The organism is Chitinophaga agri, assembly GCF_010093065.1.
Taxonomy (GTDB): Bacteria; Bacteroidota; Bacteroidia; order Chitinophagales; family Chitinophagaceae; genus Chitinophaga; species Chitinophaga agri.
Map to the genome: position 1 here is coordinate 1,193,947 of NZ_CP048113.1, position 21,343 is coordinate 1,215,289.

The following is a 21,343-nucleotide window of genomic DNA, read 5'->3' on the forward strand; positions in this document are numbered from 1 at the left end:
TTAAAATGTAGCCTGTAATCCGAGTGTGATCGTTCTTAATGACGCCAGAGAAAGCGGGCTGGCGGTTTCCGGATCGCCTCCTTTATATTTCGTCATTGTGAACAGGTTCTGCCCCTTACAGTAAATTCTCAGGTTCTCTACTTTTATCCGTACTAGTCCGGGACTGTTCAATGTATAGTAGACATAGAGGTTCCTGAGTTTAAAGAAGCTGGCGTCGGAGTATGCCCTGTCTGAATTAACCATCAGTCTTCTGTCGGCGTATACTTCTCCTCCCGGGGATGTGGAATATCTTGGATACTGTGCGATATCGCCCGGTTTCTGCCAGCGGTCGAGGACTTCTACCGACTGATTGAATGCCGTGCCAGGCATCACATTATTGATGTAGATGGCGTGCAGGTAATTGGGCGCCATCTGCTTTCTGAAATCGCCCAGCATAGTAACAGACAGTGCTTTCCAGGTAAGTCCGAGACGCACACTTCCGTAAAAGGAAGGATCCAGGTGACCGATCACCTCATAGTCTGTTGCGTTATATGTGTCGTTGTTGTCTTTATCTCTCAGCGTGAAAATGCCTGTTTGCGGATTGACACCTTCCGAGCGCAAACGGTTCAGTACTTCCACTGACTGACCTATGACATAGGTACCGTAATAGGAAGTGGTGGCCAGTTTATCGAAACGAAGTAAGGTATTCTGTGGTAAGGTAAAGTTAAACCCTCCTGATAATCGGAAATCACGGGTGGTATATAGGGAGGCATCCATTGTAAACTCCCATCCGCGATTGCGTATAACCGCGTCTATGTTCTTAAGGATGCTGTTGAAGCCCGTTTGTGATGCCAGATTATATTTCACGAGCTGATTGGAACTGCGGTTATTAAAGTAACTAACAGACAGCAACATGTCGGCCGGCTTCAACTCGAGGTCCAGTCCCATTTCGATCTTACGGCACGTCTCCCAGGAGTACGCGGGATTATACAATGCGTCCGGCGACAGGCCGGGGATACCCTGATAAGGCCCGCCCGGAACAGGCGACCAGGTGTCCAGGTATTTATAATTGGCGATCTTGTCATTGCCGGTTACGCCGATGCTGCTACGTAGCTTGGCATAGCTCAGCACAGATCTCCAAGAATCAAAGAATTTTTCATTGGAGAATACCCAGGCGCCGCCGGCTGCCCAGAAATTGCCGAAGCGACGTTCCGGGCTGAATTTACTGCTACCATCCCTTCGGAATGTCAGGTCAACGATATATCGACCTTTGTATTGATAGTTCAGCTGCGTGAAAAAGGCACCATACTTATATACATTGTGGTCGGGGACTGTTGCTATTTTGTAGGTGGCACTATCGATAATCCGTAGATAGTTGTCATTCATATATCCAAGGCCGGTTTCTGAAGTGGTGACAGAATTAGCATACTGGAAGGAATACCCAGCTAACATGACAATGTCACCAATGCGGGTCTTTCTGGTATACTCAGCTACCGGATCGATCAGTACGCTTCTGTATTTACCTGTTGCGAAAAACGAGCTACCCGTGCGGGTGCTGTCAGCGTCGGGATTCTGCGCAGCAATAGGTATTCTGCTGTTTTCATACACGTTGATACCTGTGCATCCGATACTGGTTTTTAATTTAAAGCCCGCAAACAGTTCATATGACGGCGAGACGTTCACGATAAGATTGTTCTTTACGATAGCGTACTGTTTTAGCCGCTCTGCCATTGGATTGGCGATCTGTTCTCCCCCCTCCTGCCATACGAGGTTATTATGTTCATCGTATGGGCCTGCCGTATTTGGCGGCAGCAGTTCGCCGGGCGAGGATGGATTAAAGAGCTGGTTATTATCTACGGAGTAGTTGGCATACACGCCCATTTTGAACTTACTGTTCTTAGAGCGGTGATCAACGGCCAGGTTGATCGTACTACGGAGGTAGGCCATATCTTTCGAGTAAACGGTTTGCTCGTTGTAGACACCGGTACTCAGCAGGAGTCTTGTGTATTCGGTACCACCGGAGACGCCGATGTTCAGGTCACTCAGGGAGGCATTCCTGCCGGTGAGTAGTTTGGGCCAGTTTGTGTACCGGGTAGTGTCCCACAGTAAGATGTCGGGAGCGTACCCGGGAGTACCGGGCGTCTTATTGAGCGTAATGCCATCGTTCCGGAAAGCTTCTTTTCTCATGGCCACGTATTCCCGTGTGTTCAGGAGGGATAATTTCCGGGAGACATTACTGATGCCCCTCATATAGTTGACAGTTACCCGGAGTTTACCCGGCAGGCCTTTTTTTGTATTGATGATAACAACACCATTGGCACCCCGGCTGCCATATGCAGCGGTGGCAACCGCGTCTTTCAGGATGTCGATGGATTCAATGTCGTTCAGACCGAACATGCTAAAGGGCGTAATGCCCCCATTTTCATTCTGGGAGGCCACAGAGGACAGCTGATTGATCTGCTCGCCGTATATAGGCAACTGTACACCATTGACAATATAAAGGGGCTGAGAGCCATTAAACAGAGAATTGACACCTCTGAGGTTCACCCTGATGGAAGCGCCCGCCACTCCGCTGGACTGGGTGAGGATAAGACCGGGGACTTTCCCCTGCAGTGAGAGTAACGGATTGCCTACGGGGCTGCCTTCTATATCGGCCGCGGAGATCCGGTACACGGAGCCGGTTGTATTTCGTTTAGAGGTCCCCATATACCCGACGATGGTCACCTCGTCGAGCCTTCTATTGGACTTCCTCAATACGATATCAATGGGCTTACCCGCCAGCACGGCTACTTCGATGTTCTCGTATCCAATGTAAGTACTGATCAATACCAGCTGGTTTTCGGGGACAGAGAAAGCGAAATGTCCGGTCGAGTCTGCACCGATACCGATAGTAGTTCCTTTCACCTGAAGGGTGGCCCCGGGTAAGCCATTGCCTTCCTCGTCCATCACGCGGCCGGAGATACGATACCTATGACCGGGAGATTCACTCCGGGCAACAGAATTTTTTGCGGAGTCAGCACCTTGGCGGGGTACGACCTTGATGATGCTAAGGTGATCCAGGACGATGTAATCGGCCTGCTGTTTTCCGAAAAGTTTGTCGAGGGCTACACGCAGCGTGATATTTTCACCTTCGAGCGTGGAAAGTTGTTTTCCATCTCTTGGGGTGTTGATCAGCCAGTGTGTTTGTCTTTCCAGTTCTTCCAGAATGTGGTAAAGTGGTGCATTCTTCTTCGAAATTGTCACTCGTTTTGTGTCCAGTACGGAGTTTCCAGGTTGTGCCTGCGTTCTTTCAGCACTGAACAATGACAAGTAAAGCAGCAAGAGATATAGGATGCTGGCATGTTTCTTCAGAAGTAGCGATAAGTACATGTCGTTCATCTAAAAAAATCTTCCCCTTTAATAAAAGACAAAGCTGATGAGGTCAAAGGATCTGGTTGTGTCGAAAAAAAACACGCTGGGGATACAATTTGTTGTTGAATTCTAATGGTTCAAATATTACAATTCTTTGGACAGCGTTTTCCGGTTCAACCTGTCAGCATTGCATATTAATATGAGTGTCATAATGAACATAAGCCATTTAGTTTGAATAAAAAAATATTTTCCTGACACTCTCTCATCGAAAAGCTACTTTTGTTTTGTCTTATTATTAAAGTCCCCTCACAGTAACCGTATTGTTACTGCCTATGAAACCCCTATTAATAATAAGAAGTAGCTAAAAATTAAAGAAGTAGCCAAACAAGTAAATACAAATGAATAGTACATGTTGGGAAACGAATAGTACACGTTGGAAAATGACTAGCAGAATAACGGTAAGAAAGGACCGGTTGGATTTCAGTTGATGATCGAAATGCCAATTTGAGGGCCATAGGAAGAGTATTCTACCTCATGCTGACCTATCAAATGCCAATTCCGGACCGGACCTGTAAAAACGCCCCGGAGCGGTGTGTTTTTCTTAAACCAACAAAAACATTCTGTAAACATATGGAGCACATCGAGGATGACCTATTACTGCTGGAACTACGTGAAGGCAGTGAAAGCGCACTGAATACGTTTTATAAGAGATACTCAAAGGATGTATATCTTCACGCGTACCGCAGGCTGCAAAACGCCGACGACGCAAAAGATGTGCAACAGGATGTCTTTGTCACTATCTGGCGTAAACGGTCTGACCTGGAGGATATCAGAAACTTCAGGAACTTCTTTGTAAAAGTTGCCATTAATCTTGCGCAGAATAAACTCGAAAAGAAACATACAGACATTATCAGGGAAAAAAAGTACATGATGGGTGGACCATTTATGGAAGACCCACGGCATGAAGACAGTTCAAAAATGGATGAACTCCTGGTCGCGATTGACACACATTTACCGCCAATACGTGCGGCGGCCATGAAGAAGGTCTATTTTGACCGGGAGAAACAACAAAAGGTCGCGAGCGAATTTGGCATCACGGTACCTATCTTAAGAGGCTGGATTGTCTCGTCAATTAAGATACTCCGCGAAAAGTTTAAAAAATAATCGCGCTCCTTCGTCAATTTCGAATTTTAGTTCTGTCTTTTAATTACACAACCATGGAAAATATGCCCTTGGAAATTGAGATCCTCATCATAGCAGAGATAGCGCAAACTATCACACCAGATGAGCAGAAGCGGCTGAATCAAATCAGAGATAGCGATCCTGCCGTCAGGCAATTCTCCGCAGAACTGTATCAATCACTCGGAGATGTGCAGACTGAAACCGAAGAACAAATGGATATCTCTGTGAAGAAAATAATTGCGCTTGCTGACGCACCACAAAGACGCAAAAGAAATATACTGGTGAAAGTCCGCTATATTCCTTTACTGCTGGCAACAGCAGCCTGTGTAGTGATTGCCGTAGTGATCTACGCAGTGATCAACATGAATGACAAAAAACAGGTACCTGTCTTCGCTGAACAGCAAACAGGGGAAGGTTATCTGTTTGATGGTGTTAAAAGAACAGCATTACAAAATAAAAAACTTACGCTCACCGGGGATGGCCATGTCTATCTTGACGGAGTGTTACAACAAATATCTACAGATAATAACAGCGTACAGCAGTTTGAAATCAATACCGGGAGAAAGAAAATTTTCTCCATTGAGTTGGCCGATGGAAGCTTCATCATTGCCAACGCAGGCTCCACTGTGAGAATACCCAGACAGTTCGACAGTAAGGAAAGAGCTGTCTTCATAAATGGGGAAGCCTATTGCACAATAGCACCCAAAGCCGGCCATCCATTCATTGTTAATTACCCAACAGGAAAGGTAGAGGTACTAGGTACTGAATTTAACATCAATACCTATGGATCGGAAAAGCCCAGCGTTGCTGTAGTTACAGGCAGCGTAAGAATGAACAACGAAGGAATAAGCAGACAGCTGAACAAAGGAGAAAAAGGTACATTTTCTAATGGTGGTTATGCCGTCAATACATTTGACGTAGAAGAAACCACCTCCTGGCAAAAGAACAAACTAGTATTCCAGAACGCCACTAAAAAGAATGTGGAAGACGCATTCGAAACTTTCTACGGGAAGAAGTTGTCTTTCGACAATTCCGTTCCTGATGGTCTGGGCAGGATCAATATTGTGCGGACAGACAGAGAAGAGGATTTCATCCTGCAGATTCCTTATCAACTCGACATCAGCGTCTCTAACGATGTATACTATGTCAAAATGAAATGATATTAGTTCCCATGATGTACATATTCACCTGATGAAAACGCTGTTTCCCTAGAAAGAGCTATCTAATTTGTAATGATTTTTCATCAACTCCATTGTCGCGTTAGCCTCAGATATTTAATATTTAGCTAGTAATCTCAGAGCTGGTAAGTTTCTTACCGGCTTTTTTTTGTTTGTCAGGCAGCCGTGCATTGCTGGAAGACCGCTCATTTTTTTGTAGGTTGCACAGCTTAAATAGCTGTTATGGAATATCTGACACCCGCTCAAGACGCACTGTTTGAGGAATTTAATTATACAGGATATCTGTTCTCTTCCGACAAGTCAAAGTTACAGCCAGCGGTGATCCATCACTTTCTTGATCATGATAGTTACTGGGCAAAGGGAATACCTCTTGATACAGTACTGACTTCCATCAAACATTCCATCTGTATAGGTATTTATGCCCCCAATGGTGAACAAGCCGGCTTTGGCCGCATGATCACAGACAGGGCCACCTATGGCTATCTGTGCGATATTTTCGTGCTGGAAGCACATCGCGGAAAAGGACTGTCCAAAGAACTGATGAAAGTCTTCTGCAGCCTGGCAGACCAGTTTGGTCTCAGAAGATTCACGTTAACGACCCAGACCGCTCATGATCTCTACAGGCAGACGGGATTCGAGGTATTCCCGCATCCTGAAAGGCTGATGAGCAGACCCGGTGTCGTCTATAAGCAGCATAGCTAAACGAACAGCTCATTCACGCTTACATCCACGGTTCGTATGCAGTAACGGTATATCCGGCCTCTTCCAGCAGCTCCAGGAGCTGCTGGAAGAGCTGTTCGTCCTTCTTCCCTCCTGTTATATGCAACCAGAAATGAGGTACCTTATCCGTCGTCTCTGTTTCTTCGCCGTCGTAATACTGTATCATCTTACGCTCGACCAGTTTGCTGGTGTTAAAAAGCAGCATACCATCTTTACCTAACGATCTCAGTAGCCGAAGGGGAACTGCCTGTTCTTCGACCCAATAGCCTTCTGAGCCGGGCGTCACCCCCTTTATAGTGACCGTCAGCGTACTGTCCTTAATCGCGAAAGGCCGGATGAGCGTCAGTGTGTCGTCGCTGCTGCCACGGGTACGCAGGTGTTCCTTCATTTCCTGACGGATCTGCTTGTTGAGTAACCGTTCCAGCTTCTGCAGGGATTGTGCTGAAGTCGTCTGCATGCCGGCACATGCGATCAGTAGCAAAAAGAGGCGGATAAACTGCTGTTTCATATTCATACAGGTAACAGGGTAAAAATGTAAAAATAGCAGCTGCAGGAGGATATACAATAGTCTTTTAGGGGCATTTCATATAGGCATGGTGACCGGTCGTCCCGGGTATCTTGATTTTGAATAAAAAACCTGTATTTTGTTTCACATATCACCCTTACTAATATATTCCACGATGAGAACATGCACTTGCCTGCTTTTGTTGAGCGTCCTACTGATTCACAGCGTCTTTATACAACAATCTGTCGCCCAGGAGGCCAAATTACCCACACAATGGACAAAGGAGGCGATGACATCAGTTGTGCCTTTCCCTGAATATCCCCGTCCGCAGCTGGAAAGGAAGGAATGGCTTTGCCTGAACGGCACGTGGGATTATATGGGAGGCAAACAGGTGGCCAGTGCCCTCCATCCTGTTAAGCCGGTTACTTTCAATGCACAGCCAGAGAAGATACGGGTGCCTTACTGTCCGGAGTCGGTGCTGTCAGGGATTGAGCGCAAACAGGAGATCAATATGTGGTATCGCCGGACGTTTGAGCTCCCCGCTGCCTGGAAAGGGAAGCAGGTACTTATGCACTTTGATGCGGTGGACCATGATGCGACACTATTTGTCAACGGAGAAAAAGCCGGATCACATGCCGGAGGCTATAGTTCCTTTCAGCTGAATATTACTCCCTTCCTGAAGGCAGGTACCAATACCCTGGTTGTCGCCGCGCATGATGCGAATGATGGCAGAACTCCTTCCGGAAAAAATGGTCCCCGTGGTGACTATACCTTTACGTCGGGGATCTGGCAAAGCGTATGGCTGGAACCCGTTAATGCGCATTACATTAAAAATATCCGGTTGTTACCTGACCTGGAGAACAGCCGGCTGGAAGTATTTGTAGATGCGGCTCCCGGACAGGTAACAGCTACCGCCACGGAAGGTAAAAAAGTCGTATCAGCAACGACAGGACGCGCCGGTACCAGGTTGTATATCCCCATAAAAGAACCCAACCTATGGTCTCCTGATGCGCCGTTCCTGTACGATCTGCAGATCACCCTGGCAGACAGCAAAGGACATATCACCGATGAGATCAGCAGTTATTTTGGCATGCGTGATATTAAGCTGGGGAAAGTGGATGGCGTCATCAGACCGCTACTCAACGGTCAGTTCGTCATGCAGGTAGGATTACTGGACCAGGGTTATTGGCCGGACGGTATCCTGACAGCTCCGACAGAGGAAGCATTAAAATACGACATTGAATTTACCAAGAAGGCTGGCTTCAATTTAATCAGAAAACATATGAAGACTGAGCCCAAACGGTTTTATTACTGGGCGGATAAAGTCGGGCTGCTGGTATGGCAGGATATGCCCGCCATCTGGTACCAGCATGAAGATACCGCCAGGAACAGAAGCGTTTTCCGGAAAGAGCTGCATGAACTGATCGACGATCTTTACAACGCGCCTTCTATCATTACCTGGGTGCCTTTCAACGAAAACTGGGGCGCCTTCGATGTAAAAGAGATCACCGACTGGGTGAAGCAGCTCGATCCGTCAAGACTGGTCAACGGTAACTCCGGCTTTAACAATAACCCTGACTATCAGCAACCAGCCGGTGATCCCGGAAATGGTGATTTTGTAGACACGCATATTTACGTTGGTCCGTATGGGGCCTCAAAACCTGACGGGAAACGTGCTGCGTCATTGGGAGAGTTTGGTGGTGTAGGTTTGTTCGTACGGGGCCATATGTGGCCGGTAGAGAACAATGCGTATGCATATGAACCTACTAAAGACCGGCTAACGGACAGGTACATACTCCTGATGGACCAGGTGGAACAATTGATGAAATATCAGGGCCTGAGTATCGCGATATACACGCAAACGACTGATGTTGAACATGAGGTGAACGGTATACTCACGTATGACCGGGCTGTTGAAAAAATGGATATCAAACGGGTGCGGGCAGTGAATGAAGCAGTAATTAAAGCTGCAAAAGATACAGGTGTTTTTTCAGGTGGTTCCCGCTCCGTAAGCAATTGATGGATGACCGGACCGGGGTTTATATAAACGACAGAAGCAAAACGGGGTTCTGCCAGTTTACAACAAGGGTGATGTGAGAAGATGTTTTATGCCATTCGCATCACAAATGCAATTTCGTCATCTCCTGGTCCGGTAATCGCTTCATTTGGTTATAAATGTGATTGTGTCCTTGCGTTATTCGGCGCATAATATGCCAAAAAACAAAAAAGGATCACATCTTACGATATGATCCTTTTAATTTTGTGACCTCGTCTGGATTCAAACCAGAAACCTTCTGATCCGTAGTCAGATGCTCTATTCAGTTGAGCTACGAAGCCATTCCCTCGTTGGGATTGCAAAAGTAGCTAAAAATTTTAAACCTCCAAAAAAATATTCCTGTTCTGCAAAAAAACTGCGATATCCATTTATTTTAATCAGTTAATTAAACTGACTTACAATAACTTACACCTCAAAGAGAACTACTTTCGCGCTCCTCAGCAACCCCAAACCTACCTCTTTCCAGTGAAAAAGCAAGCAAACAGATCATTTAGCCTATTTTTCAATTGGATGAAATAAAAAGAGGGACAATCCGCTCCTTTCTGCAAAAGCCATTAATCCGACATCACAATATCAACATCTGCAGAATTTACACGCTTTCATAAAAATACGAAATGTCGTAACGAAGCCTCATTCATTTTATTAAACGACTAATTTATAATCAACATTTTAATTGTTTGGTGCTAAAATTGACTACTCTGATTTAATGTAAATGCGATACGGTTAATTCAAACGTTTTAAATGGCCCGTCGAATACCGCATTTGAGATTTACCAAATAAAATAAACATCAAATTACTAAACAATGTCACAGCAAAACAAGAAAGGAGAAGGCTTCGGAATGCCCTGGGAAGATATCTATGGATATGCGCAGGCAATAAAGAAAGGAAATACTGTCTGGATTTCCGGTCAACTTGGTCATAACGAAAAAGGAGAACTGGCGGAGGGAATGGATGCCCAGATGAACCAGACCTATGCGAATATCAAAGCGTTACTATCACGATTTGGGATGACAATGGATAATGTTGTGGAAGAGGTTATTTATACAATGGATATGGCCACCGCATTTGAAGCAAGAAAAAACTTTAAAACGGTATACTATACTGACCCTAAACTGGTAGCGAGTACTATGGTCGGAGTAACAGCGCTTGCCTTACCAGGACAATTGGTGGAAATTAAAATTATTGCAACTGAATAATATACTTGTTGCCATTGTACTATCGGGGACGTCTATTAATAGGATGATCAGCCATTCAATATTATAGCGAAATCTTATCAAATGGATGCTTAAGAATGGTTTGGATGTACAATCCGAGCCATTCTTATTTTGGAATGCTGCCGGGCAGACAACAAAAAGGACAAGATGAAATTCATCTTGTCCTTTCTTCGTGACCTCGTCTGGATTCAAACCAGAAACCTTCTGATCCGTAGTCAGATGCTCTATTCAGTTGAGCTACGAAGCCATTCCCGTTTTGGGATTGCAAAGATGCACAAAAAATTTAAACTTCCAAAAAGAGTTGATTTTTTTTGCGTGTAACCGTTATATGCAGTCTATATATTCAGATTACATCCACATATGCAGATACTTCCCCCTGTCTTTGTACACTATGTGCCGTCACAATCATCGGTATTCGTACTAACCAAGGTATAGCATCCCGGAAATTACAGCGGCTCCAGCGGCAGCGGCACGATGAAGGCTGGCTTAAACACGGGCGTTGGCTGCCGTGCGTGCCACACTTGCCCTTATGCTGCATGATATACCGGAAAAGGAATTTAATTTTAAGTTCAACAGGTCGGCTTCCTCATTAAGAGATCGCAGTTAATCACTGGAACAGCATCTGCGCTGATGGCGTGATAATGATCTGACAGTTACTGCAGACGGACTATATCAGGTGGGGATAAAAATAAAAAGATCGTCTCTTACGGGACGATCTTTTTATGTTGTGACCTCGTCTGGATTCAAACCAGAAACCTTCTGATCCGTAGTCAGATGCTCTATTCAGTTGAGCTACGAAGCCATTCCCGTTTGAGGGGCTGCAAAGATGCACAAAAAATTTAAACTTCCAAAAAGAGTTTTATTCCTGTTAGTACATGCATTAAATATCAGGCCATAGTTATGCTTACAACAGCTAACTTTTGCTATCATCAAGGTGCTACAACAACCACCTTTATATCACCTTCCATCTGAAAGCGTGTCGATAATATTACCATCCTCCATAAATATAATTCTGTCTGTACGGCTGGCAAAATCCTGATCGTGCGTGACAATTAACACTGTCTGTTTACGCTCACAGGCCAACTGCCTGAAAATATCAAAGACGATCTCACTGTTCTTCTTGTCGAGATTGCCCGTTGGCTCATCTCCCATAATAATACAGGGTTCATTAATGAGTGCCCTGGCTATAGCCACCCGCTGTTTTTCGCCACCCGACAGCTGATTGGCTTTTTTATTTGCCAGTTTGCCGATGTCAAGTAGTTGCAGCTTTTCCATTGCCTGGTGCGCTATTTGATCCTGGGCATATCTGTTAAGTTTCAGCCCGGGTAACATCACATTCTGTAACACACTAAATTCATTCAGCAGATAATGAAACTGGAATACAAATCCGATCTTTTCATTTCTTATCCGGGCTAGTTCAGGCTCCGACTTATTCTTCATGGATACATTATCTATGAACAATTCTCCGTCATAATCCGTGTCCATAGTTGACAGGATATATAGTAACGTTGACTTACCACAGCCAGACTTGCCGGTTACTGTTACAAATTCACCCTGACTAACAGACAGGTTAATGTCATTCAACACTTTGACATCAACCGGATCATGGAAGAACTTGTCAATGTGTCGTGTTTCAAGAATAGTCCCGCTCATGGTCATTTCCCTCGGATAATGACTACCGGATCTACTTCACTTGCCTTCCCTGACGGCTGCCAGCCGGCCAGATAGGTAGATATCAGCGAAAATGTAAAACCGATAAAATAAATGAAGGGATTGTAGCTTACCGGATATGTTCTCATCGTTGGCAAAGATGCAGTTCTGAAGGGCAGCTGATCTATACCCAACGATGCAAGAAAACCGGCAATCAGCCCAGCCAGTCCTCCTGCGACGCCAATACTCATCGCAATAAAAATGAATATCCGTTTTACATCGCGCCCTGCAAATCCGGTAGCTTTCAGAATAGCGATGGAGTCCATTTTCTCATATATCATCATATTAAGTATGTTAAAGATCCCAAATCCTGAAACTGTAAGCAGGGTTACCCCTACAGCATAGGATATCAGTGACCGGATAAAACTGCCGGTCTCGAACTCCGCATTTAACATCTTGAGATCCTGTGCACTGACGTTAAAAAGCCGGCTATATTCCCTTGCGATGCCAGGGGCCGCGGCAACAACCTTTATTCTGAGCTGAATATCGGTAATGTAGTTAGCCGTTTTACCAAGTAATTTCTGGGCGGTAGGCAGGGAAACAAAACTCTGTACTTTGTCAAAATCCCGGATACCGGACTGCCAGAGTGCCACTACCTTCAGTGAAAAACGCTCGCCCTCTGCTGTGGTAAGCTGCACCATATCTCCAATATCAACCAACAGACTTTCCGCAAGGGCTTTGCCAAGGATAATCGTGTTAGGCGATCTCCCGATCAGAGAGGGATCGCCTGCTACTACATAATCTTCAAAATGGAACAGCGAACTTTCGAGACCTTCATCAATACCACTCACAGTAGCTGTTATGTCGACTGCTCCCTGCCTGAAGAAGGCCTGGGTGAGTATTTTCGGTACGATACCTGTAACCCGATCATCACGACGCAGGGTCTCCATAATAGCAAGGCTGTTATAGATACCTGTTCTGCTACCTGTCGCCTTTATAGAATGAATAAAATGATGTCCTCCACGATAGGAAGGCGACATGGCTATTGGCTGAAGAGGCATGGGCCTTATCTCATTGTAGAGGCGGATATCAGGCGTACGGTTCAGAAAGAGACTATCCATCATTTCATTCAGTCCGCTCATGAATCCCAGCAGCGCGACGAACATCATGATGCTGAACGCTACGCCAATAGCGGCTACCAGCGTCTGCCGCCAACGTGCCAGCAGTAATGACCAGGCTATGCTGACAATAAGATTCATGGCGCAGGTTTTATTATAACATCATTGAAAGTCAACCCCCCAAGAATTTCGACCTTCTGATAATCCATCAGCCCCGTAACGACAGCTCTTCTTTTCATGTCAGCCGTCAGCACAGTATTACCATCCCTCAGGCATGCCCTCGGAATGGTGAGCGTCTGCGCCTTTTCCGCTACAATGATATTAGATTCACAGGTAAGATTAGGATATAGTATTGCCGGCGGGCGCAGGAACTGTGCTTCCACTGTAAACGTCTTCGATCTTTCGTGCATAAACGGGACCACCTTAGTGATCACGCCCTCAAATATCTGCCCTCTGTAACTATCCATAGAGATCAATACTTTCTGCCCGGTTTTTATACGGGCAATATCATATTCATCGACCTGTAGTTCCAGCAGGAAAGAGGCGGCATCACCAACGACGGCAACTGGCTGCTGCGTATTCACCATCTCCCCTTCTTCAACAAGCAAATCATATAATTTGCCATCATACTGGCTTCTGATGGTGTAATCATTCGCCACTGACCTTGATATCTCGAGATTCTTCAGCGCCTGCTTTTCTCTGAAGCCGATCTCACGCTGCAGTTCAGCATACTGCAGACATGCATTCTCATAGTTATTTTTTGAGGTTTTCCAGGTAAGCTCACGCTGTTCCAGTTCTGTCCGGCTCCCTATCTGCTGGTCCCACAGGCGTTGCTGACGCTGCATGCGCAGGGCGTCCTGATCCAGTTTATTTTTTGCTTCCTCTATATCTATACGTAATGCCTCCAGCTTGCGAAAATTAGCTGCATGCGCAGCGTTATCGGCGACAATATGCGCACTTTCCGCCTGTAAACGTGCTGTAACACCGGAGAGTTCAATGATCGGATCATCTTTACTGATAGTCATTCCTTCTTTTACCAAGCGTCTTTTCACGATACCATTCACACTGGAAAATACTTCATATTGATGATTGCTTTTTACATAACCGGATGCATATACAGACTCCGTGATTTTTTCAAGTACGGGTCTCACCTTCTCTTGTTTGCCATTGCACGCAGAGAGGGAAATTATACATATCATCAGGATTAAATGCTTCATAAAGGAGGGCATTTGATTACACAAACTATAACAGATATCATCCATCGGGCCCTTGCCCGTGACGTAGTCAAAAATACAACAGAACAACAGCGGGGAGAATGAGACTCATCACCGTGGATGATGATTGTCATTTCTTCCGGTGGGCACTGCTGTTATTTTTGAACTGGATTAAACAGTTATCAGGAAATATCCCAATATAATGTCGACTCCAAACAGAACCGGACATCTATCTTCCGCCCCCATCCGGCAATTGTATGACGAATTAACGTGTACCGAAACCGGCTTGTCCTCCCCCGAAGCGGGACGCCGGCTTGGTCAGCAACGCGGCCTGGCAAAGCATGAGACCCGTTTGCAACGGGAACTCCGATTACTTTTCCGGCAATTCTTCAATCCGCTGGTCTTCCTGCTGGTGGTAGCGGTTGTGTTGTCTGCGCTGTTGGGAGCGTCTTCTGATACCTATATTATCCTGTTTATACTATTAATTTCCGGTTTATTAGGTTTCTGGCAGGAAGCCAATGCAGGCAGGGCATTTGATCAGCTGAAAAAAATCATAGCAACCAGACACAATGTGTTACGGGATGGAAAAGCGATAAGTGTTGACACCGCAGGAATAGTAACCGGCGATATATTTTCCTGCTTCTATTTGTCTACACTATTACAGCTGAATGGGTCAAACGTTGGTTTTTCATCTGGCAGCGACGTAGACACTAACCTGGCTGTGTGCTTTTCAGTATGTCTGAAGTGGCATGGATGTCTTGATTAAGGTGATGCTGATAGCTGTCCTGTCTTCCAAGTAGCCGACCACTCAGCAGTAACCAGATAAATGGCTGCTGGCGTCCCTATAAAACTAAATCTGTATAACTGCCTGTTAAATGATGAAAATCAACATTGCCGGTGATGGCCCTCATTTAATATTACCGGCCAACGACCGTTATTTGAAGAAAAGTTCTATATGGCAAAAGAGACCGTTCCACCGCATCCACAGGAAATCCTCTCTCCTGCTAATTCAAAGATATCATCAGGCGAATAAACCTACAGTTATGGGCTATCAAATACGCGCAGGTATGTTCGTACTATTTTTACCAGTACTGCTAACAGCCAGTGTCCCTCCCTGCTATAAAAAAAGTATGACGCATCATTCGCAGGCTGCACTTACGTCACTGGTCAACATCCCTGTACTCTGTTATCACAACATTGATACAGCCCAGGACAAAGAAGACATTTACCATATCTCTGCCGCTCATTTTGAGCAACAGGTAAAAGCATTGCATGACAGTGGTTATCATGCAATACTACCGGATGAACTATATGATCACTTTAAAAAGGGATTATCACTTCCGGAAAAAACATTCATGTTCACATTCGATGATACACATAGCACTCATTTCACCGTGGCGGCCCCTGTTCTGGAAAAATATGGATTCAGAGGTACCTTCTTCATCATGACGGTATGTATTGGAAAGAAGCACTACCTGACAGCTCAACAGATCAGTGCTCTATCGCGACGGGGGCATACCATCGGCTGCCACAGCTATGATCATCTTCCGGTAGCTTCACTTACCGGTGAACAATGGAATGAACAACTGGACAAGCCGCTGAAAAAACTTACGATTATAACCGGTACAGCTGTCTGGTATTATGCCTATCCTTTCGGAACATGGAATGATCAGGCTATTACAGCACTCAAAAAACGGGGATTAAGAGCGGCGTTCCAGTTGTCAAACGGGGAAAGTACAAGTGAGCCAATGTTTACGATAAGGCGTATGCTTGTGTCAGGTAATTGGACGGCGCCAATGCTGCTTAAAAAGATACGGACATCGCCGGGAAGGCCCTGATATTATGAGATTGTTACGAATAATTAGTCAACTCCTTTAAAATAATGTGTTATGAAAAAGATACTCTTATCATTTGAAGGCACCGGATATTCAGAAGGTGCATTTGAGTTCGCCAGAAGAATAAATGAAGATGAACCGGTTCTGCTGACCGGCGTATTCCTTCCGCAGGTCGATTTCGCCAGTACGTGGAGTTATGCGTATGGAGGCGGCAGTATGTATATTCCATTGATGGAAAGTGTGGATGCTGAACTGGTGGGCAGTAACATTAATAAATTCAAAGCAGCCTGCATACGATATGGTATCGAGCACCGGGTACATACCGATTTCAGTTCATTCGCACTACCGGAGCTACAGAGAGAAACACGCTTTGCAGACCTGATGATATTGGGAGGAGAGCGCTTTTACGATAATCTCGGTACTGAATCTCCCAACGAGTACCTACGCGATATACTACATGATTCAGAATGCCCTGTCGTGGTAGCCCCTGAGAAGTTCAGCTATCCGGAAAGCGTTGTGCTTGCTTACGATGGCAGCAGTTCTTCCGTCCGTGCAATCAAAAACTTCGCCTATTTGTTCCCTGAACTGTGCAAGGTACCGGTTACCCTGGTGTATGCAGCCAGCAGATCCGGCAAAAGTATTCCCGACGAAGATTATATCAAGGAACTGGCTGCGCGACATTTCAGTGACCTGGTATTCTATGAGCTGGAAGCTGATCCAAAGGAATACTTCCCCACATGGCTGGCAGATCAGGATAGCCCCATACTTGTCAGTGGTGCCTTCGGACGCTCCGGTTTCTCCCAGATCTTCAGTCGTAGCTTTGCTGCCGACGTGATAGCCGAACACCAGTTCCCGGTATTCATATCACACAGATGATGCGATAAATGGGAAAAGCTGGATATCAGATCATCTAAATAAATATCTATGATACCGTCAACAATGCTGGCGATGGTACTGGAAGCCCCGGGCACCCCCCTCCAGCTGAGGGAGGTGCCGGTACCTGTCCCGGGCGACAACCAGGTGCTGATCAGGATAATAGCCTGTGGTGTATGCAGGACAGATCTACATATTATGGATGGAGACCTGCGTTCTCCCAAACTTCCGTTGATCCCGGGACATGAGATTGTGGGGGTGATCGTCGCCTCGGGCAGAGATGCCGGCCACTTTAAAGCGGGTGATCTGGCCGGAGTTCCCTGGCTGGCATTTACGTGCGGTCAATGCAGGTATTGCAGAAAGGGACAGGAGAATCTTTGTGAAAATGCCCTTTTTACGGGCTATACGGTCAATGGAGGATATGCAGAGTATGTAACAGCCCATGCCCAATATTGCTTCCGTATTCCGCCTGTTTATGCCGCTCCTGAGGGAGCGCCGCTATTGTGTGCAGGACTCATCGGATACCGGTCATGGCGAATGATCGACCCTATGGCGCAGTATATTGGTTTATACGGATTTGGGGCAGCTGCGCATATACTTACGCAGATCGCCCGATATGCCCATAAGCAGATCTATGCATTCACCCGCAAAGACGATATCGGGGGACAGGAATTTTCCCTGCAGCTTGGGACTATATGGGCCGGGAGTTCTGATCAGCAACCACCTGTCAAACTGGACGCCGCTATCATATTCGCACCTGACGGGCGCCTGGTACCTGCCGCACTTTCATCACTCGACAAAGGCGGGCAGCTCGTCTGTGCAGGTATACATATGAGTGATATTCCTTCTTTCCCGTATCAACTGTTATGGGAAGAAAGGTCTGTCAGATCTGTGGCAAATCTGACCAGAGAGGACGGAGAATTATTCTTTGATATTGCTGCGAAAGCTACTATTCAGACCACTATAGAGCGTTTCAAGCTATCGCAGGCGAATGAAGCATTAGAACGTTTACGTAGCGGCCTTATCAAAGGTGCGGCTGTACTGGTACCCGATGCGCAATATCAGATGCTGTAATGCCGGGACCGGCAGCACGATCATATACCAGCGTTCCCGTGTCCATGCCGGTGTAGGGCTGCCCGCCATGTTCCCGGGTTACGCCGTGGGATCAATGCAATACATGCCGCGATAAGCAAAAAAGCGCCGGGTAATATAAACCCTGGCTGCAGCCGCACCAGCACTATCAGAAAAACAATGGCTCCAGCCAATCCGATCTTCTGAGCGACGCCGGGCATACACAGTAATAGCCCTATCATTAACTGACAGGCAGCGGTGGCCAGTAAGGACTCAGTCATATACTTCCCCCAGAAAAAATTTACCATATCGGTATACAGATTACGGGCGCCTGTGCCATTATCGATGATATACCATTGCTGCACGGACAATACTGAAATGGCATTTAACAGTGCGGCAGCAATGAATAAAACGGAAAGAATTACCCTGCCTCTCTGTGGTCTCATCACGCAGATCACAAAGAGCACCAGCCCTATAAACGCTGATATCATATATAGGATCGAACCGTTCATGGCTATGGATTTAAATGAAACAATCAGCTTACACTTCAAAGCTAGGTACCCGCCGTTTCACCAGCGATAACCCCCGTTACCAGTTGTTGCATTTGTTATCAAACAAAAGAATGACAACGGTCATTTCATGGTGTTAATCTGTATGCGTTAATGCGGCAATTTATCCCTGAAGAAACCGTACGTCCAGGTACCGGCAACAGCACTTAACAATACAACCAGCACAATCATAAATCCCGTACCGATCTGCGCAAATAAAGGGCCGGGACATGCTCCGGTAAGCGCCCATCCCAACCCGAAAATGAGCCCTCCATAGATCTGACCTTTATTGAACTTCTTAGGATGAAAGACGATTTCTTCGCCATGAATTGTCCTGATATTATATTTTTTAATCAGCCAGACTGCTGCCATCCCAACGATCACTGCTGACCCGATCACACCGTACATATGGAAGCTTTGTAAGCGGAACATCTCCTGTATGCGGAACCAGCTGATAATCTCTGCCTTGACAAACACAATACCGAAAACGATGCCTACCGCCAGGTATTTAAAATTATGCCACCATGGATGTTGCTTGGCTGATTCATTGATACAGATAGTATCTAGTGACCGTACTTCAAAATCTGTGTCTTTATGCTGATCTGTAACAGCTTGCTGTACTCTTTCCATTGTTTTGTAGTAACGTTGATTATAAATGAAGTATTAACGGCAGGATCAGATTGGACATGATAAATCCTCCGGCCATAAACATCACTGTAGCTACAAGTGAAGGCCATTGCAGGTCGCTTAATCCCATTATTGCATGTCCGGAAGTACATCCACCTGCGTACCGCGCTCCGAAACCGACCAGGAAGCCACCACCGACGAGCATGATCACTCCCCTCAAGGTCAACAGGCTATGCCATGAAAACAGTTCCTGCGGTAGTAGTGTACTGTGATCGGTGATGCCGTAACCTGCCAGCTCGCTGGCTAGTGCAGGGGCAACTGTTATTGGCCCCTGGGCAGGGAAAAGGTGTCCTACTATGACGGCTCCCACCAGGATGCCAGCTACGAAGAACATATTCCAGACTTCTTTTTTCCAGTTATACTGAAAGAACGGAATACCTGCCGGAAAACAGGCAGCGCAGGCATGACGGAGGTTTGCAGATATTCCGAAATGTTTATTACCAAGTAACAGTAGTGCCGGTACAATGAGACCAATAAGTGGTCCTGCCACATACCATGGCCATGGGTCATATATTAGTTGATGCATGTTGATTGATTTCAGCATAAAATTATCACGACGTCAGTAAGTATTCAGTGACTAATATCAATGCGTAATAATGAAACGGTATTCAGCTGCTTTGCCGGTAGCCAAACGGTTCCACTACCAGGGAAACTGAATTGAGAGGCCCTCCGTTATGGAGGGCTTTACAATAGATGTTAATTAATTCACCACAGGATTTTGTGCCTGTATCCATTTATTCATTCCTCCCGAAAAGTTCAGTATGTTCTTATATCCTTTCCGGGCGAGGAGAGAATAGGCGATGGCAGCACGATCTCCGCCCTGACAGTGTATCACTACTGTTCTGTCTTTGCTGATCAAATGGCTATGCTCAGGTAACGTGCCGATAAACAGGTGTTGGGCCCCTTTGATATGACCGGCTTTATATTCAGCTTCTCCACGCAGGTCTACCAACTGTATGGCATCATGCTGATAGAGCTGCTTAAATTCGTCGATCGAAATAACCGTTCCTTTTTCCAGTGTACCACCTGTGTCCTGCCAGACTTTCACATCGGGAATATACCCGTATATATTATCCAGACCGATGCGCATCAGTTTGCGCGTGATCTCGTCCAGCTCAGCAGGGTCTGCCAATAGTACAAATGGAGTACTGTAATCAAGGAACCATCCGGCCCATGTATTAAAGGAGTTGTTATGCTGAATATTGATACTTCCGGGAATATATCCGGCAGCAAAATCAGTTTTATCACGGGTATCGATCAGTTTATACCCATTATCAAGAGCAGTCTGCAGTTCGGTTGAACCGAGTGGCTTTAATACCGGTACATGTGTCAGCAAAGGCCGGTCTGTTTTATTGAGCTTTTTCATCATCGCGAAATACCTGGGCGGTTCCGGCTGATCCGCGAGCAGGTACTGCACAAAACCCTGCTCATCATCCTCATAACCGAAGGCCCAGTTCCGCTCCAGTTCATAACCCGTTGTCGTAGACGGTACAGACCCCAGCGCTTTACCACAGGCAGAACCTGCGCCATGCCCGGGCCATACCTGTATATAGGGCGGCAACGCACGAAATTTTTTAAGAGAGGCAAACATCTGGTGGGCACCGGGTTCCTGTGTACCTTTAATGCCTGCAGCTTTTTCAAGGAGATCCGGCCGGCCGATATCGCCCACAAATACAAAATCACCAGTGAACAACATAACGGGGCGATCTGTGGCAGGTTTATCTGTCAGCAGGAAGCTGATACTCTCGGGCGTATGTCCCGGCGTGTGTAATACCCGGAACTCAAGGTTACCCAGGGTTATCACACTGCCCTCCTTTACACCTACATGATCAAATGCATATTGCCAGTCAGGACCACCCTCGTCAGATAAATACATTTTTGCCCCGGTAAGTACTGCCAGTTCCCGGGAGCCGGTCAGAAAATCTGCATGTATATGCGTCTCCAGGATATGTGTGATCTGCATGTTCTGCTGAGCGGCGATCTCCAGATAGGTATCTACGTCTCTCTTAGGGTCGATCACGGCAGCCACGCCTGCTGCCTGACATCCTATAAAGTAGCTGCCCTGTGCCAGGCTCTTATCGTAAATGTGTTGAAAATACATCGTTTGCTGGTTTGGTTAATACAAAGATGTATTAAAACAGCCGCGCTGTCAGTGACAACAG

At 46.1% G+C, this 21,343-nt stretch carries 18 protein-coding genes and 3 tRNA genes; 9 read left to right on the forward strand and 12 right to left on the reverse strand.

What is annotated here, in order from left to right; genetic code table 11:
- A complete protein-coding gene (locus GWR21_RS04500) occupies positions 1 to 3,357 on the reverse strand; it encodes a SusC/RagA family TonB-linked outer membrane protein (RefSeq protein WP_238430184.1) in 3,357 nt (1,118 codons plus the stop codon).
- A 603-nt stretch (positions 3,358 to 3,960) separates the two neighbouring features.
- Here GWR21_RS04500 and GWR21_RS04505 point away from each other — a divergent pair.
- From GWR21_RS04505 to GWR21_RS04515, 3 genes are all read left to right on the forward strand, one after another.
- Positions 3,961 to 4,494, forward strand: coding sequence for an RNA polymerase sigma factor (locus GWR21_RS04505; protein WP_162330590.1), 534 nt, complete (start codon positions 3,961 to 3,963; stop codon positions 4,492 to 4,494).
- Positions 4,495 to 4,547: 53 nt separating this feature from the next.
- A complete protein-coding gene (locus tag GWR21_RS04510) occupies positions 4,548 to 5,672 on the forward strand; it encodes a FecR family protein (RefSeq protein WP_162330591.1) in 1,125 nt (374 codons plus the stop codon).
- 240 nt (positions 5,673 to 5,912) lie between these two features.
- A complete protein-coding gene (locus GWR21_RS04515; RefSeq protein WP_162330592.1) occupies positions 5,913 to 6,392 on the forward strand; it encodes a GNAT family N-acetyltransferase in 480 nt (159 codons plus the stop codon).
- 19 nt (positions 6,393 to 6,411) lie between these two features.
- On the opposite strand, the gene GWR21_RS04520 is transcribed toward GWR21_RS04515, so the two are convergent.
- Positions 6,412 to 6,918 (reverse strand): hypothetical protein, encoded by a 507-nt coding sequence (locus GWR21_RS04520; RefSeq protein ID WP_162330593.1) that lies wholly within the window; start codon positions 6,916 to 6,918, stop codon positions 6,412 to 6,414.
- 172 nt (positions 6,919 to 7,090) lie between these two features.
- Between GWR21_RS04520 and GWR21_RS04525 the strand changes: the two genes are divergently transcribed.
- On the forward strand, positions 7,091 to 8,935 hold the full coding sequence (locus tag GWR21_RS04525) for a glycoside hydrolase family 2 protein (RefSeq protein ID WP_162330594.1): 1,845 nt from the start codon (positions 7,091 to 7,093) through the stop codon (positions 8,933 to 8,935).
- A gap of 243 nt (positions 8,936 to 9,178) precedes the next feature.
- Here the strand turns inward: GWR21_RS04525 and GWR21_RS04530 are convergent.
- Positions 9,179 to 9,252 (reverse strand) — tRNA-Arg (locus GWR21_RS04530).
- 522 nt (positions 9,253 to 9,774) lie between these two features.
- Between GWR21_RS04530 and GWR21_RS04535 the strand changes: the two genes are divergently transcribed.
- On the forward strand, positions 9,775 to 10,167 hold the full coding sequence (locus tag GWR21_RS04535; RefSeq protein WP_162330595.1) for a Rid family hydrolase: 393 nt from the start codon (positions 9,775 to 9,777) through the stop codon (positions 10,165 to 10,167).
- A gap of 191 nt (positions 10,168 to 10,358) precedes the next feature.
- Here GWR21_RS04535 and GWR21_RS04540 read toward each other — a convergent pair.
- The 5 genes from GWR21_RS04540 to GWR21_RS04560 form a co-directional block, all read right to left on the reverse strand.
- Positions 10,359 to 10,432: transfer RNA gene (locus GWR21_RS04540), tRNA-Arg, on the reverse strand.
- Between the two features lie 481 nt (positions 10,433 to 10,913).
- Positions 10,914 to 10,987: transfer RNA gene (locus tag GWR21_RS04545), tRNA-Arg, on the reverse strand.
- Between the two features lie 155 nt (positions 10,988 to 11,142).
- Entirely contained in the window at positions 11,143 to 11,838 is a 696-nt protein-coding gene (locus GWR21_RS04550) for an ABC transporter ATP-binding protein (RefSeq protein ID WP_162335641.1), read from the reverse strand.
- A 2-nt stretch (positions 11,839 to 11,840) separates the two neighbouring features.
- Entirely contained in the window at positions 11,841 to 13,094 is a 1,254-nt protein-coding gene (locus tag GWR21_RS04555; protein ID WP_162330596.1) for an ABC transporter permease, read from the reverse strand.
- On the reverse strand, positions 13,091 to 14,170 hold the full coding sequence (locus GWR21_RS04560) for an efflux RND transporter periplasmic adaptor subunit (RefSeq protein WP_162330597.1): 1,080 nt from the start codon (positions 14,168 to 14,170) through the stop codon (positions 13,091 to 13,093). Before GWR21_RS04560 ends, GWR21_RS04555 begins: the two co-directional genes overlap by 4 nt.
- Positions 14,171 to 14,369: 199 nt before the next feature.
- On the opposite strand from GWR21_RS04560, the gene GWR21_RS04565 reads away from it, so the two are divergent.
- The 4 genes from GWR21_RS04565 to GWR21_RS04580 all read left to right on the forward strand — a co-directional run bounded on the left by GWR21_RS04565 (position 14,370) and on the right by GWR21_RS04580 (position 17,949).
- Complete coding sequence (locus GWR21_RS04565; RefSeq protein ID WP_162330598.1) at positions 14,370 to 14,933, forward strand: cation-transporting P-type ATPase; 564 nt, start codon at positions 14,370 to 14,372, stop codon at positions 14,931 to 14,933.
- 277 nt (positions 14,934 to 15,210) lie between these two features.
- Entirely contained in the window at positions 15,211 to 16,005 is a 795-nt protein-coding gene (locus tag GWR21_RS04570; protein WP_162330599.1) for a polysaccharide deacetylase family protein, read from the forward strand.
- A gap of 51 nt (positions 16,006 to 16,056) precedes the next feature.
- Positions 16,057 to 16,878, forward strand: a complete 822-nt coding sequence (locus GWR21_RS04575; RefSeq protein WP_162330600.1) for an adenine nucleotide alpha hydrolase family protein — start codon at positions 16,057 to 16,059, stop codon at positions 16,876 to 16,878.
- A 48-nt stretch (positions 16,879 to 16,926) separates the two neighbouring features.
- A complete protein-coding gene (locus GWR21_RS04580) occupies positions 16,927 to 17,949 on the forward strand; it encodes a zinc-dependent alcohol dehydrogenase family protein (protein ID WP_202929044.1) in 1,023 nt (340 codons plus the stop codon).
- Between the two features lie 20 nt (positions 17,950 to 17,969).
- Here GWR21_RS04580 and GWR21_RS04585 read toward each other — a convergent pair whose 3' ends face one another.
- The 4 genes from GWR21_RS04585 to GWR21_RS04600 all read right to left on the reverse strand — a co-directional run bounded on the left by GWR21_RS04585 (position 17,970) and on the right by GWR21_RS04600 (position 21,282).
- Positions 17,970 to 18,458, reverse strand: a complete 489-nt coding sequence (locus tag GWR21_RS04585) for a hypothetical protein (RefSeq protein WP_162330601.1) — start codon at positions 18,456 to 18,458, stop codon at positions 17,970 to 17,972.
- A gap of 147 nt (positions 18,459 to 18,605) precedes the next feature.
- Positions 18,606 to 19,124 (reverse strand): YeeE/YedE family protein, encoded by a 519-nt coding sequence (locus GWR21_RS04590; RefSeq protein ID WP_162330602.1) that lies wholly within the window; start codon positions 19,122 to 19,124, stop codon positions 18,606 to 18,608.
- A gap of 19 nt (positions 19,125 to 19,143) precedes the next feature.
- A complete protein-coding gene (locus tag GWR21_RS04595; RefSeq protein WP_162330603.1) occupies positions 19,144 to 19,707 on the reverse strand; it encodes a YeeE/YedE family protein in 564 nt (187 codons plus the stop codon).
- Between the two features lie 174 nt (positions 19,708 to 19,881).
- On the reverse strand, positions 19,882 to 21,282 hold the full coding sequence (locus GWR21_RS04600; RefSeq protein ID WP_162330604.1) for an MBL fold metallo-hydrolase: 1,401 nt from the start codon (positions 21,280 to 21,282) through the stop codon (positions 19,882 to 19,884).
- Between the last annotated feature and the right edge of the window lie 61 nt (positions 21,283 to 21,343).